Annotated in this window: 13 protein-coding genes; 4 read left to right on the plus strand and 9 right to left on the minus strand. The window is 54.6% G+C overall.

Annotated features, from left to right (window positions below; genetic code table 11):
* Positions 1–79: 79 nt before the first annotated feature.
* From J7J49_RS20555 to argC, 9 genes are all read right to left on the minus strand, one after another.
* Positions 80–1,006 (minus strand): ParB/RepB/Spo0J family partition protein, encoded by a 927-nt coding sequence (locus tag J7J49_RS20555; RefSeq protein WP_215095318.1) that lies wholly within the window; start codon positions 1,004–1,006, stop codon positions 80–82.
* A 15-nt stretch (positions 1,007–1,021) separates the two neighbouring features.
* Positions 1,022–1,789: a ParA family protein gene (locus J7J49_RS20560; protein ID WP_064232401.1), complete on the minus strand. Its 768-nt coding sequence runs from the start codon at positions 1,787–1,789 to the stop codon at positions 1,022–1,024.
* Between the two features lie 48 nt (positions 1,790–1,837).
* Positions 1,838–2,497 carry a 16S rRNA (guanine(527)-N(7))-methyltransferase RsmG gene (gene rsmG, locus J7J49_RS20565; RefSeq protein ID WP_215095319.1) on the minus strand — a complete coding sequence of 220 codons (660 nt, stop codon included), beginning with the start codon at positions 2,495–2,497 and terminating at the stop codon, positions 1,838–1,840.
* The gene (gene mnmG, locus J7J49_RS20570; RefSeq protein WP_215095322.1) at positions 2,494–4,398 is read right to left on the minus strand and encodes a tRNA uridine-5-carboxymethylaminomethyl(34) synthesis enzyme MnmG; all 1,905 of its coding nucleotides are present in this window, start codon (positions 4,396–4,398) and stop codon (positions 2,494–2,496) included. The genes rsmG and mnmG overlap by 4 nt, the downstream gene beginning before the upstream one ends.
* A 594-nt stretch (positions 4,399–4,992) precedes the next feature.
* Positions 4,993–5,751, minus strand: a complete 759-nt coding sequence (locus J7J49_RS20575; protein WP_251048431.1) for an amino acid ABC transporter ATP-binding protein — start codon at positions 5,749–5,751, stop codon at positions 4,993–4,995.
* Positions 5,752–5,774: 23 nt separating this feature from the next.
* Positions 5,775–6,446, minus strand: coding sequence for an amino acid ABC transporter permease (locus tag J7J49_RS20580; protein ID WP_064232405.1), 672 nt, complete (start codon positions 6,444–6,446; stop codon positions 5,775–5,777).
* 117 nt (positions 6,447–6,563) lie between these two features.
* Positions 6,564–7,340, minus strand: a complete 777-nt coding sequence (locus tag J7J49_RS20585) for a transporter substrate-binding domain-containing protein (protein ID WP_064232406.1) — start codon at positions 7,338–7,340, stop codon at positions 6,564–6,566.
* 160 nt (positions 7,341–7,500) lie between these two features.
* On the minus strand, positions 7,501–7,854 hold the full coding sequence (erpA, locus tag J7J49_RS20590; RefSeq protein ID WP_007112206.1) for an iron-sulfur cluster insertion protein ErpA: 354 nt from the start codon (positions 7,852–7,854) through the stop codon (positions 7,501–7,503).
* A gap of 343 nt (positions 7,855–8,197) precedes the next feature.
* Positions 8,198–9,232 carry an N-acetyl-gamma-glutamyl-phosphate reductase gene (gene argC / locus J7J49_RS20595; protein WP_215095324.1) on the minus strand — a complete coding sequence of 345 codons (1,035 nt, stop codon included), beginning with the start codon at positions 9,230–9,232 and terminating at the stop codon, positions 8,198–8,200.
* 163 nt (positions 9,233–9,395) lie between these two features.
* On the opposite strand from argC, the gene J7J49_RS20600 reads away from it, so the two are divergent.
* From J7J49_RS20600 to hemL, 4 genes are all read left to right on the plus strand, one after another.
* Positions 9,396–11,195 carry a chloride channel protein gene (locus tag J7J49_RS20600; protein WP_215095326.1) on the plus strand — a complete coding sequence of 600 codons (1,800 nt, stop codon included), beginning with the start codon at positions 9,396–9,398 and terminating at the stop codon, positions 11,193–11,195.
* A 165-nt stretch (positions 11,196–11,360) separates the two neighbouring features.
* Positions 11,361–11,792 (plus strand): protoporphyrinogen oxidase HemJ, encoded by a 432-nt coding sequence (hemJ, locus tag J7J49_RS20605; RefSeq protein ID WP_064232409.1) that lies wholly within the window; start codon positions 11,361–11,363, stop codon positions 11,790–11,792.
* Complete coding sequence (gene thiD / locus J7J49_RS20610; protein WP_215095328.1) at positions 11,792–12,601, plus strand: bifunctional hydroxymethylpyrimidine kinase/phosphomethylpyrimidine kinase; 810 nt, start codon at positions 11,792–11,794, stop codon at positions 12,599–12,601. The genes hemJ and thiD overlap by 1 nt, the downstream gene beginning before the upstream one ends.
* A gap of 36 nt (positions 12,602–12,637) precedes the next feature.
* On the plus strand, positions 12,638–13,918 hold the full coding sequence (gene hemL / locus J7J49_RS20615) for a glutamate-1-semialdehyde 2,1-aminomutase (protein WP_035582399.1): 1,281 nt from the start codon (positions 12,638–12,640) through the stop codon (positions 13,916–13,918).
* The last annotated feature ends 18 nt before the right edge of the window (positions 13,919–13,936 follow it).

A 13,936-nucleotide genomic window follows, 5' to 3' on the forward strand; every position in this document is an offset into this window, starting at 1 on the left:
CGATTTTGCCCGTTAAAGGGCCTAATTGCGACCAAAGAGGGAAAACATGACTGCTTCTTACGCGATATTGAATAGCCTGCTATTTAATATGGTTTAAGATACCGTCCAACTCTTCAAGGCTGGTATAACGTATCGTTAATTTACCTTTGCCTTTTTGACCATGGTCAATGGAGACAGGCGCACCGAGCAGTTCGCCGAGATGGGTTTCAAGCTTAGCGACATCGGGCTGCTTGCTCTGCCGGCTAGGCGTTTTGATTGGCGTTTGGCTGGTTTGGACTTTTTTCACCAGTGCTTCGGTGGCCCGCACCGTCATGTCATTGTTGACCACCTCATGAGCCACCTGCCGCTGCTGGGTGCTGTTGAGCGTTAACAGCGCCCGTGCGTGGCCCATATCAAGATCGCCGCGTTCGAGCAGGGTCTGCACTTCCGGATCTAGCGCCAGCAGGCGCAACAGATTAGCGACCTGGGTACGCGATTTACCTACCGCGTCAGCTATCTGCTGCTGGGTAAGCTCAAACTCTTCGCCCAGCCGTTTGAGCGCCATGGCTTCTTCGATGGCGTTGAGGTTTTCGCGCTGAATATTTTCGATTAGCGCCAGTGCCAAGGCGACTTCATCGCTAACTTCACGGATCACTGCCGGGATAACGTCAAGCTCGGCAAGTTGGGCTGCCCGCCAGCGACGTTCACCGGCAATAATTTCGTAGCGGTCGACGCCGATGGGACGCACGACAATGGGCTGCATCACGCCCTGGGCACGAATGGAATCCGCCAGTTCTTCTAGCGCTTCGGGCTGAATATCCCGGCGCGGCTGATACTTACCGCGAGTTAATTGCCCTAACGGCAGGCGTTCAAGGCGATCTTCCGTCACTTCGTCGGCAGCGGCACGCGCAGCGTCATTAAGCTCCAAAGGGGCGCCACTACCGGCAAGTTCTAAGCTGTCACGGCGACGGGCACCGGCACCAATCAGGGCATCCAGGCCACGTCCCAGCGCGGGTTTACGCGTCATTCGCTTTTCCTCATTTTATAGCGCCAGGCGACGAATTATCTCTTTGGCCAATACACGATAGGCCTGACTACCCCGGGAAAACCGAGCATATTGCGTAACGGGTAACCCGTGGCTCGGCGCTTCAGCAACTTTTACGTTGCGCGGAATGGTGGTTTTCAACAGCATATCGCCAAAATAGTCACGCAACTGCTTATCCACTTCCCGGGTTAGGCTGGTGCGCTTGTCGTACATGGTGCGCAGAATACCGGCAATCGCCAGATCAGGGTTCACATTTTGCTTAATTTGTTCAACCGTATCGAGCAGTGCCGATAACCCCTCAAGCGCGTAAAATTCACACTGAAGAGGGATCAGCACGCTATCGGAAGCCGTTAGCGCATTGACGGTCAACATATTCAAAGAGGGTGGGCAGTCGATCAATACTACGTCGTAGTTGTCTGAAACCGTTGCAAGCGCGGTGGTTAGGCAGCTCTCGCTTTTATCGCGACCTAAAAGCTCGACTTCGGCGGCGGTGAGATCGCCGTTACCCGGCAGAACGTCATACTTGACTGCCAGTTTTTTAACAATTGTCTCAGCGGCTGTTGCTTCGCCCAATAGAACATCAAGCACGCTTTTATCTAGCTCATATTTGTCGATGCCACTGCCCATGCTGGCATGGCCTTGGGGGTCAAGATCCACCAGCAGTACGCGACGGTCGAGCGCAGCGAGACTGGCCGCCAGGTTAACGGCCGAGGTGGTCTTGCCCACGCCGCCTTTTTGGTTGGTCAGGGCAATGATCTGGCTCACGTACTCAACTCCTTCTGGGGGTCAGAATCAACATTTAGCTTTCAACATTCAGCTTTCGATATTTAAGATCAGCAGCTGCCGCTGAGCCGCTTCAAAAGGGACTTCCAGCAGGTGACGCTCATGCAGACATACGCCGGATGGAAGATCGCGCAGTTCATCATCTGCCCCCGGACCTTTCATGGCTAACCACTGGCCGTCGGCACTGGGTAGCTGGCGGGTCAAGGTGACAAAATCAACCAAGCTGGCAAACGCCCGGGAAATCACCTGATCGAAAGCGGGGGCCTCAAACTGTTCCACCCTCGCCTGTACTGGGGTGACGTTTTCAAGCCCTAGCTCCATGACCGCCTGGCGCTGAAAGCGCACCTTTTTGCCATTGCTATCCAGTAGCGTCACATCAAGCTGGGGGGCTAATATGGCCAACACTATGCCCGGTAACCCAGGGCCTGCGCCCACATCCAGCAGCCGCGGCCCATGTACATAGGGCAGCACTGCGGCGCTATCCAGCACGTGACGCGATACCATGTCATCCACATCGCGTACCGCTGTGAGGTTATAAGCCCGGTTCCACTTGTGCAATAGCGCTAACAAGCCTAGCAACTGTTCTCGCTGATGGTCGTCAACGCTGATAGCCAACTGACCAAGTCCTTGATCAAGCCGTGGGGCGACGCTTGCAGGCAGCGTTTTCAACAAGGGGTTCAGCGAACTCATCCGTTAACGACCTCTGCCGCTGCTACCAAGCGGCGCTTTTTCAGGTGCACCAACAAAATAGAGATAGCCGCCGGAGTGACGCCGGAAATACGTGCCGCATGGGCAAGGGTTTCCGGCCGCGCTTCGGCCAGCTTTTGGCGAATCTCGTTAGACAAGCCTTCCACTTTTAAATAGTCCAACTCTGCAGGCAGCGGCGTGGCTTCGTGGCGTTTGAGCTTATCGATCTCATGTTGCTGGCGATCGATATAGCCTTGATATTTAGCTTGGATCTGCACTTGCTCGGCGACGGCAGGGTCGGTCACGAGAGTGCCTTCAATATCGGGCAGATTGGCTAAATCGCTGTAGGTCAGTTCAGGGCGTTTAAGCAGATCACTCAAGCAATATTCCCGCGCCAGCGGAGCGCCGGTTTTTTCCGCTACTTTTTCAGCAGCAGGGCTGCCGGGTTGAACCCAAAGAGTGCTTAGCCGTGCGGTTTCCTGCTCAATGGCTTCGCGTTTTTGACTAAACGCAGCCCAGCGGGTGTCGTTAACCAGACCCAGCTTACGGCCGGTTTCAGTCAAACGCAGATCAGCATTGTCTTCCCGTAGTAGCAAGCGGTACTCCGCACGGGAAGTAAACATGCGGTAAGGCTCTTTTGTACCCATGGTAATCAGGTCGTCGACCAGTACACCGAGATAGGCTTCATCGCGACGGGGATACCAGGCGTCCATCTCTTGCGCACGGCGAGCGGCATTTAAGCCTGCCAGCAACCCTTGGGCACCGGCCTCTTCGTAGCCGGTGGTGCCGTTGATTTGACCCGCAAAGAACAGGTTGTGGATAAATTTAGTTTCCAGCGAGTGTTTTAAGTCTCGTGGATCAAAAAAGTCGTACTCAATGGCATAGCCAGGCCGGGTGATATGGGCGTTTTCCAAGCCTTTGATGGAGCGCACCACCTGAATTTGCACGTCAAACGGTAGCGAGGTCGAAATACCGTTGGGATACAGTTCGTAGGTATCTAAACCTTCGGGTTCGATAAACACCTGATGGCTGGATTTATCGGCAAAGCGATGAACCTTGTCTTCGATTGACGGGCAATAGCGCGGCCCAATCCCTTCGATCACGCCAGAGTACATCGGCGAGCGGTCGAGGTTCGCCAGAATCAGGTCGTGAGTCTGCTGATTAGTGTGAGCAATGTGGCAGCTTACCTGCTGCGGGTGCATTTCCCGTGATCCCAAGTAGGACATCACTGGCGTCGGGCTATCGCCGGCTTGCTCTTCCAGCTGAGAAAAATCCACCGTTTTAGCATCAATCCGAGGTGGTGTGCCGGTTTTCAGACGATCAACACGAAACGGCAGTGCGCGTAGTCGTTCGGCCAGCGCATTGGAAGGCGGATCACCGGCGCGACCACCTTTGCTTTGATCCAGACCAATATGAATCACGCCACCCAAAAACGTGCCAGTACACAGCACAACGCTGTCGGCATGAAAACGAATGCCGGTTTCCGTGACGACTCCGCGGACGGTGTCGTTATCCACAATCAGATCGCCAGCGGCCTGTTGAAAAATCGTCAAGTTGGGCTGGTTTTCCAGCATTCCGCGGATAGCGGATTTATAGCGGATACGGTCAGCCTGGGCACGGGTGGCCCGAACCGCAGGCCCTTTGCTGGCATTGAGCACACGAAACTGGATGCCACCTAAATCCGTGGCAAGCCCCATGGCGCCGCCCAACGCATCAATTTCCTTGACCAAATGGCTTTTGCCAATGCCACCAATCGCGGGATTACACGACATTTGGCCCAGGGTTTCGATGTTGTGGGTGAGCAGCAGGGTCTGACAGCCCATGCGAGCAGAGGCCAATGCGGCTTCAGTTCCCGCATGGCCACCGCCGATGACAATCACGTCAAAGCGGTCGGGGTAATTCAAGAGACACCTCGTCTTGTGCCCATCGGCACGGATGATGTGACCAGCGCAGTCGGTTTAAGACGCGGTCACCTTAGATCAATGAGGCGGCAAGTATAAACCCCCTGTGGGTAACCGTCAGGTTTTTCCACACCCACAATTTCTAAACAGCCTCTATTAATAACAACATAAATATAAAATAAGAGAAGTTCTGTAAATGTTGTAACTACTAGTGTGGACAATTTCTGTGTATAAGCGACTTATATTCAATAATTTCAGTTGTTTATACTGTTGACTTCTACATGTTTGAAAGCGGGAGTGCCTGGGCAGAAAGGGTGTTAAGCCTGTGGATGAAATTGCGCTTTATCCACAGACACAACCAGACACGGCTTATCCACCGTCCAGTACCTGGGTTGTTACCGCACCTGTGAACAACCTCTGTTGGGTGTGGAGCTACCGCTAAGAGACTCCCATGATAGGCCTTACGAGCATAAAACCGATCAATGTAAAAAAAGGTTATCCACAGGCAAAAAAATGGCCTGTCGTGTCGACAGGCCGGTAAAAAGCGCAATTCAGCGCGGATAAGCGGTCAATTTAAAGCCTTAAAGGGTGTTCAATTTAATGTTTAAGCACGCGCGCAAGGAAGGATTGGGTGCGTTCGTGTTGCGGAGAATCGAACAGTTTCTCAGGGTGGCCCTCTTCAGTAATCTCGCCTTTATGGATAAAAATAACCCGGTCGGCGACCTCGCGGGCAAAGCCCATTTCATGGGTGACAATCACCATGGTCATGCCCTCTTTGGCCAGCTCGCGCATAGCATCCAGCACTTCACCGATCATTTCCGGGTCAAGCGCCGATGTGGGCTCGTCAAACAGCATCAGGCGCGGTTCCATCGCCAAAGCGCGGGCTAGCGCCACACGTTGCTGCTGGCCGCCTGAGAGCTGGCTGGGGTACTTATCGGCCTGGTCGGCGATACCCACTCGATCAAGCAAGCGTTTGGCATTGCTGACCGCATCGTCACGGCTTAAACCACGTACTTTCATTGGCGCCAGGGTGACGTTATCGATGACGCTGAGGTGGGGAAAGAGATTGAACTGCTGAAAAACCATGCCGACTTCGGTGCGAATGGTTTGCAGCGCTTTGGTGCTCTTGCCATGAGGCAGTAACTCGTTGTTATCGACCACTAGACTGCCGGACTGGAACTCTTCCAAGCCGTTAATACAGCGAATTAGCGTCGATTTGCCTGAGCCACTGGCACCAATAATCACGACTACCTCACCAGGCACAATGGTAAGATCAATATCGTTGAGTACGTGCAGGCTGCCAAAGTGTTTATTGAGCTTCTGCATACGCACAATGGGGTGCGTTGTGCTGTTCATCGTATTGCTCATTGCGCGTGTCCTTATTGTCCGGCCAGACCTCTGCGCTCAAGTTGGCGCAGGATGATGGAGAGCGTCCAGGTGATCGCCAGATACATCAGGGCGACCATGAAGTAGACCTCAAGGGCCGTAAAGGTGGTGGCGATATAGATTTGCCCCTGGCGTACCAGCTCACCGACGCCAATCACTGAGAACAGTGAGGTGTCTTTGATGCTGATAATGCCCTGGTTACCGAGAGGTGGAATCATGCGCCGAAACGCCTGGGGCCAGATAACGTAGCGAAACGCCTGGGAGCGGGAGAGCCCCAGGGAGAGCGAAGCTTCGCCTTGGCCGCGTTCAATTGACTGTACGCCGCCGCGGACGATTTCTGAGATGTAGGCACCGGAGTTGACCGCAATGGCGGCAATACCGGCGACCAGAGCGTTAATAGGGCTACCTAGCAGCTGTGGCAAACCGTAAAAAATAAACAGCACTTGCACCAGGATAGGCGTGCCACGGAATACCTCGACGTAAACGATGGCCGGCCAGCGTAGCCAACGCAGGCGGCTAATGCGTAACAGGCCAAAGAATATGCCAATAAAGAAACCAATGGCCAAACCGCCAAATGAGATAAGTAACGTCCAGGGAATACCCGGCAAGAGGTAAGGGATAGACCCAAACGCTGCCGACCAATCAAACTGAAAATTGACGTCCACGCGTAGACTCCTGAAACAGAAAACAGCTGACTAAAAGCAGATAAGAAACGCAGCAGGGCCGGGGGTTGTGGCCACCCGGCCCTGTAACGGCGTTACGCTATTATTGAGTGTTTACACTCATTCTTCGCTGGGCGCTTCACCAAACCACTTGGTGTAGATCTCATCGTAAGTGCCATCTTCACGCATAGCAGCCAGTGCTTCGTTGGTGGGTTCTACCCACTCACTGCCCTTGTGGAACACGATGCCGTACTGTTGGCCTTCATATAGAGGGCCGACGACCTTGGTACGGCCTTCGCCACGGGTCTGCGAGAAGTAGGAGACGTTAGGAGCGTCGTAGAGCACTGCGTCGACGTTGCGGCCTAGCAGCGCCATGTACATGTCAGCAGTACCTGGGAAGGGAGTAATGTCCGCATCTTCGCCGAGTTCTTGCTGCAGGTAGTCGTAGCTTGTGGAACCAATTTTGGTCCCGACGGCGAGGTCTTGAAGGTCTTCGAGTGTTTCGACGCTGTCATTATCGGCGCGCACAATAATGCGCAGACCTGAATCGTAGTAGGGGTCGGAGAAATCGACGACTTGTGCACGTTCTTCGGTAATGGTCGTACCGGCAATAGCGATCTCTTGGCTACCGGTTTGCACGGCAGGAATGATGCCGGAGAACTCCATGGTCGTAAGGTTGACTTCAAAGCCTGCGCGTTCGGCAACTTCGTTGATGATATCCATATCGAAGCCGACCATTTCGCCGGTTTCTTGATCCATCATTTCAAACGGCACAAAGCTTGGGTCAGTGGCCACGTTCACCGATGGCGTTTGGGCCATGGCGGCAGTGGCGCTGCCCAATCCCAGTGCGAGAGCCAGTGTGGTTTTGGTAAGGCTGAGAGGTAGTGCTACTTTCATAAGTTTCCCCGTGCTTTGTTTGGCTGTTGGCGGGTTACCAAGCGGGTTTCACCGTTTGATACTCTTTATAAACCGCTATTTAAGCCGTTGTTGACCTATTAACCTTGGCGAGAAACCGCCAGGGCGTCAAGTCACGGGGAGCGCTGTGAGCCAACGCTGTTTAGACCATAAAGGAGGCGCCGCAGCCGCAGGTGGTAGTGGCGTTGGGGTTTTGCACGCGAAAACGCGCGCCCGCCAGACCCTCTTCGTAGTCGACGGTGGAGCCTACCAAATATTGGTAAGAGAGCGGGTCAACCACTAAGGCAGCGTTGCCAAACTCAATCACAGTGTCATCGTCGGCGACGTTTTCGGCAAAGTCGAAACCGTACTGAAAACCCGAACAGCCGCCACCGGTCACGTAGACCCGTAGTTTAAGGGATGGATTATTTTCTTCTGCAATCAGCGCATTAATACGTTTACGTGCGCTATCAGAGAGCAGTAGTGGGGTAGGAACAAAAGCTTCTGCACCGCTCATGGGTACCTCCCGCGAGCTTTAAGAACGAATAAATCAGCATTGGGGGGTGATTATGGGTAATTCCCAGCAAATTGGTCAACTATTGCTGGGAATTAGTTTGGTGAATCTTAGCTTGCAGCTCTTAGCTGACGAGGGCAGGTTTCCGCGAGGGCGCTGTGAACCCGTCCATGGGCGCTACTTTCGACATCTGACCGCCATGGATGGCGGAAATGCCGGAATTGTCGGGAACATTATTCCGGCCCTGGAAAAAGACCTTCGCTTCAACCTGCCCTCGCATCACGTTAACTGCCTTGGTCAAGAACCCCTTTGAGGTACACTCTGGATGCTGGTTTTGGTGAGGTGTTTAGGGCATTAATGCAGGGGCGGTGAGGCCAGTGTTCTCTTCAAAGCCAAACATCAAGTTGAGGTTCTGAATCGCCTGGCCCGAGGCGCCTTTGACCAGGTTATCGATCACCGACAGCACCACGACTGTGTTGCCATTGTTAGGCCGGTGAACCGCTAAACGGCAGGTATTGATGCCTTTGACACTGCGCGTTTCAGGATGGCTTCCCGCAGGCATTACATCGACAAACGGCTCGTCGGCATAGCGCTGCTCAAACAGTGCCTGCAGATCGCCGGGTTCAGCGGTTAGCTGGCCGTAGAGCGTGGCGTGGATACCGCGAATCATCGGCGTTAAGTGGGGCACAAAGGTTAAACCCACCGTAGATTGCTGGATGTCCCTGAGTCCTTGGCTAATTTCCGGTAGATGGCGGTGGCCGCCTGCGCCGTAGGCTTTCATCGACTCGCTGGCTTCGGCGAGCAGTGAACCCACTTTAGCGCCGCGCCCAGCCCCAGTAACGCCGGATTTACAGTCGGCGATCAGTTGGCTTGGGTCGATTAAGCCTGCTTCCAATAGCGGCAAATAACCGAGCTGAACGGCGGTGGGGTAGCAGCCGGGTACCGCAATCAAGCGTGCGGTTTTGATTTTTTCGCGGTGCATTTCCGGCAGCCCGTAAACCGCCTCTTGCAATAGTTCCGGGGCGCCGTGGGCCTGGTCGTACCAGCGGCTCCACTCGTCGGCATCACGCAGCCGGAAGTCGGCCGACAGGTCAATCACCCGAGTGCCGTTTTCGAGTAGCTCCCCCGCCAGGGCGTGGGCAACGCCGTGGGGGGTGGCGAAAAATACCGCATCCATGGCGCCCAGCTGTTTGGCATCCGGCTCGCTAAACGCCAGGGTGTCGTAATGGCCGCGTAGGTTGGGGTACATATCGCACACTTTGACGCCCGTTTCCGAGCGCGAGGTAATCATGGCGACGTTGACGTGGGGGTGCTGGGCGAGTAGCCGCAGTAATTCAACGCCGGTGTAACCGGTACCGCCAACAATGCCGACCTTAATCACAAATCACTCCTTGCGGGTTACGCAGAACGGTTTTCATATTAGCTTCAATTATTACAGACTCAGTTATTACAGCCTAAGCGGATTGCTGCGCGCTGTCGAAGCTTAGCAGTCTATGATACACAAGGGAGTGGAAACACAAGAACTGATAACCAGGAAGGTCGCTGTGGCGCGTTTTTCCCGATCGGACTTTACCTTAGAGAGTTTTCGTCGCCAGTTGGCTAACGTCGACGCCTTGCCGCAACTCTGTTTGCTGGGGCTTATCTCGGGGATTATTACCGGTGCTGTGATGGTGGCGTTTCGGCTGCTACTGGAAGCGGGCGCTGCACTCTATATGACCGATGGCGACCCCGAGGCGTTTGAGAGCATGGCGCCCTGGCTGCGCGCGCTGCTACCCATGCTAGCGGTTACATTAGTGGGTGTGCTGCTATATAAGCAAAAACCGGCAGCGCGCAAGCTGGGGGTTGGTCATGTCATTGAGCGGCTGACCTACCATCAAGGCCGTTTTCCATTACGTAACTGGCTAAATCAGTGGTGGGTGGGGGTTCTCGTAGTGCTAGGTGGTCTCTCCGCGGGGCGTGAAGGTCCGGCGATTCACTTGGGAGCAGCAGCGTCTAGCGGTCTCGGCCAGCAGATGCGGTTACCCAATAATAGCCTGAGAGTGCTCGTGGCGTGCGGTACCGCAGCGGGTATTTCCGCCTCCTTTAATACGCCGATTGCGGGGGTGATCTTCGCCATGGAAGTGGTGATGATGGAGTACACCTTGATGAGCTTTATGCCGGTCATCTTGGCCTCGACAATGGGGGCGCTGGTGGCGCAGTTAGCCTACGGTAATGAACCCGCCTTCCGCATTCCTGAGATAGCGCTTGGCTCGCTTGTTAACTTACCCTGGATTGTGATCACGGGGCTGGTAATTGGCTTACTCGCTGGTCTGTTTATCCATATTTCACGCAGTCAGCGGATTATCCAGTGGCCGCTCTGGTTGCGACTAGGATTAGTGGGGGTGGCAACGGGCGTGGTGGCCTGGTGGTTCCCCCAGATTCAAGGCATCGGCTATGACAGCGTGGCGGCGGCACTCAATAATCAGTTGGAAATTAAGGTGCTGCTGGCGCTGATGATCGCCAAATTGCTGATTACCGCACTAACCGTTGCTGGGGGTGTCCCCATCGGTATTATTGGCCCGGTGCTGGTAGTGGGGGCTGCCACGGGCGCGCTGTTTGGTTTGCTGGGGGGGTGGCTGTGGCCAGCGAAAGCCGCTGACCCAGGTATTTACGCGATGCTAGGCATGGCCGCGATGATGGGGGCGGTGCTGCAAGCGCCCCTGGCCGCGCTCATGGCGCTTTTGGAGTTAACCCACACGCCGAGTATCATGCTGCCTGGCATGTTGGCGGTGGTGGTGGCGTGCTTAACCTCGCGTCAATTGACTGGCTGTGAAGGGTTTTTTATCAGCACGGTGCGCTACGGACTGCACCCGCTTCAGCAGCCGTTAATGCAGGCACTCTCGCGGGTTTCGGTGCCAGCGGTGATGGAGCGCCAGTTGGTGCGCACCGAGCGAATGATCACCCCTGAAAAGGCCCGGCAGCTACTCGAAACTAACCCTGTATGGCTGGTGATTGAGCGTTCGAGCGAACAAAAACCGGTGCTGGCGCTCAAAGCTGCTGAGTTGGCGCGCTGGCTGCTTGAACACGATGAGGCGCTAGAGGGGCAAGAACCGCCTGTGGATGAGCTGATTGACCTACTGGAAATTCCAGGGCAGCGTTTGGAGTTGGCGCCGATTGGCTTACAGGCGACGCTTTCCGAAGCGTTTCTAAAACTTCAGGATGATGCCTTAGGAGCGCTCTACGTTGTTCACGGTTATCGTCCGAAGCAGCGGCGTATTTCAGGTATCATCACCCGTGGCGCCATTGAGCGTTATTATCACTACACTGATCCACGCGGTGCCGATTCCCGTGGCACTGATACGTAGGGGTATAATTTTCGAGTGTCTGATTTAAAAAACGATCATGCTCAAGACCTAGATTTTCCTGACCTAGATTTTTAAGACTTAGATTTTTAAGACTTAAATTTTCAAAAACTAGCTTTTCCAGACCGAGACGCACGCGAGAAGGATTCATCGCTTTAAGGAGCAACAATGTACCTATGGGTGAAGGCTATTCACTTAATGGCAGTAGTGACGTGGTTCGCTGCGCTGTTCTATTTACCAAGGCTTTATGTCTATCACGCTACCGCGCGGGATAACGGCGATAAACAAGCTATTAGCTATTTCAAAACCATGGAACGCAAACTCTACCGTGGCATCATGACGCCATCGATGATCGCGGTACTGATTTTCGGTGGTTGGATGCTTTACCTGGTGCCCGAATGGTTTAGCCAGGGCTGGATGCACGCCAAGTTGGCGCTAGTGGTGTTGCTAATCGCCTATCATCACGTCTGTTTGATCTATTTGAAGCAGTTTGCCCAGGATCGTTGTACCAAAGGTCACGTGTTTTTCCGCTGGTTTAACGAAGCGCCAGTGATTGCGCTGGTGGTGATTATACTGCTCGCCGTTGTGAAGCCCTTTTGATGCGCCAACCGCTTCCTCCCGTTGTATTGGTACTCGCTGGACACGACCCGACGGGTGGCGCAGGGTTAATCGCTGACAGCGAATCTATTGCTGCCTGCGGCGGCTGGGCAGTCACGATTCCCACCGCGCTGACAGTACAAAATTGCCATAATGTGACGCGCGTGATCCCTGCTGATCCTACTGCGATGCGCCAAATGGCCGAGGCGATTAGTGAAATGCAGGTAGCAGCAATTAAGGTTGGTTTACTCGCTGACGAAGAGACCCTGCGCGCCGCGGAGCAAATTATTCGCCGTTTCCCTGGCATTCCCGTGGTAGCGGATCCGGTTTTTAAGGCCGGTGGCGGAACTGAGTTATCCACACCTGCTTTGCGACAACTGTTTATTGATCGCCTGCTGCCGCTTGTGGATATCTTAACTCCCAATCGCGCTGAGCTGGCACAACTCACCCCTTATATCATCACGCCTTTCGATGATACCGCTCGCGCGGTGGTACTGATGTCACAGGGGTGCCAAGCCATTCTGGTAACGGCGACGGATGAGCCGCTGCCCGGCAACGATCAGCAGGTAGTGCATACCTTGCACTCGCCGGATACCACGCGTCAGTGGCAGTGGCCACGTTTGCCCGAACTGTTCCATGGCTCTGGCTGCACACTGGCATCTGCCATTGCAGCTCGCCTTGCTGTGGGTGAGCGCTTACCAACTGCTTGTGAGCAGGGGCAGCACTTTACTTGGCAAAGTCTATCTCAAGGCTTTCAACCGCCCAGTGGGCAGTGTTTGCCGCAGCGTTTATCACGGCCTGTCCGTTTTTAATCCTATCTTCTGTACGCCATTGACCGAGAGGATGCCATGACTACATCAGCTGAACTGTTTGATCTTGCCAGTCGCCATATACCGGGCGGGGTCAACTCTCCCGTCCGAGCGTTTAAAGGCTTACACCGTCCGCCGGTCTTTATGGAACGCGCACAAGGTGCCTTTCTGTTTGACGTGGAAGGCAATCGCTATGTGGATTATGTCGGTTCCTGGGGTCCCATGATCACTGGGCATGCCGATCAGGACGTACTGGCAGCCGTTCGGGCGCGATTGGATAACGGCCTATCCTTTGGTACCCCTACCGCCGTCGAAACCACCATGGCGGATTTGATCTGCGAGATGATCCCTTCCATGGATATGGTGCGCATGACCAGTTCCGGCACCGAAGCCACCATGTCGGCGATTCGCCTGGCTCGAGGCACCACCGGCCGGGATAAAATCGTTAAGTTTGAAGGTAACTACCACGGCCACTCCGATTCGCTGCTGGTAAAAGCAGGCTCGGGTGCACTCACCCATGGCGAACCCAGCTCCCCGGGGGTACCCGCTTCGCTGGCGGAACACACCATAACCCTGTCGTTTAACGATCCCGAAGGGGTTGAGGCGTGCTTTAGCGAAATTGGCGATCAAATTGCCTGCATCATCGTTGAGCCTGTTGCAGGCAATATGAACTGTATTCCGCCGCAGCCAGGCTTTTTGGAAACCCTGCGTCGGGTATGTAACGAACACGGCAGCGTGCTGATTTTTGATGAAGTGATGACCGGTTTTCGTGTGGCGTTAGGCGGTGCCCAGGCTCACTACGGCATAGTGCCTGATCTAACCTGCCTGGGAAAAATTGTCGGTGGTGGTATGCCAGTAGGCGCCTTCGGCGGCAAGCGCGAGATAATGCAAAATATTTCACCGCTTGGGCCAGTTTACCAAGCGGGCACTTTGTCGGGTAATCCCTTGGCGATGGCGGCAGGCGTTGCGCTATTGACCAAACTACAGGTTCCAGGCTTTCACGATGCGCTCACTCAGCGGGTTAACACCCTGTGTACGGGGCTTCAGGAGCGAGCCAATGCGGCACGGGTACCAATGATGACGCAGTCGGCGGGCGGTATGTTTGGGCTCTTCTTCACTTCGCAAAGCCGTGTGGATAACTTTGCCCAAGCCACCGCCTGCAACCCTGACGCCTTCCGGCGCTTTTTTGGCGCGATGCTTGATCACGGCGTTTACTTGGCGCCTTCCGCCTACGAGGCAGGCTTTATGTCCAGCGCCCATACCCCGGAAGATATTCAGTTCACCCTGGATGCTGCAGAAAAAGCCTTTGCCGTTATGTAACTGGGCGGTCTCCAACTC

This window comes from Halomonas sp. ISL-56, from assembly GCF_018612805.1.
In the GTDB taxonomy this organism is placed as follows: Bacteria; Pseudomonadota; Gammaproteobacteria; order Pseudomonadales; family Halomonadaceae; genus Vreelandella.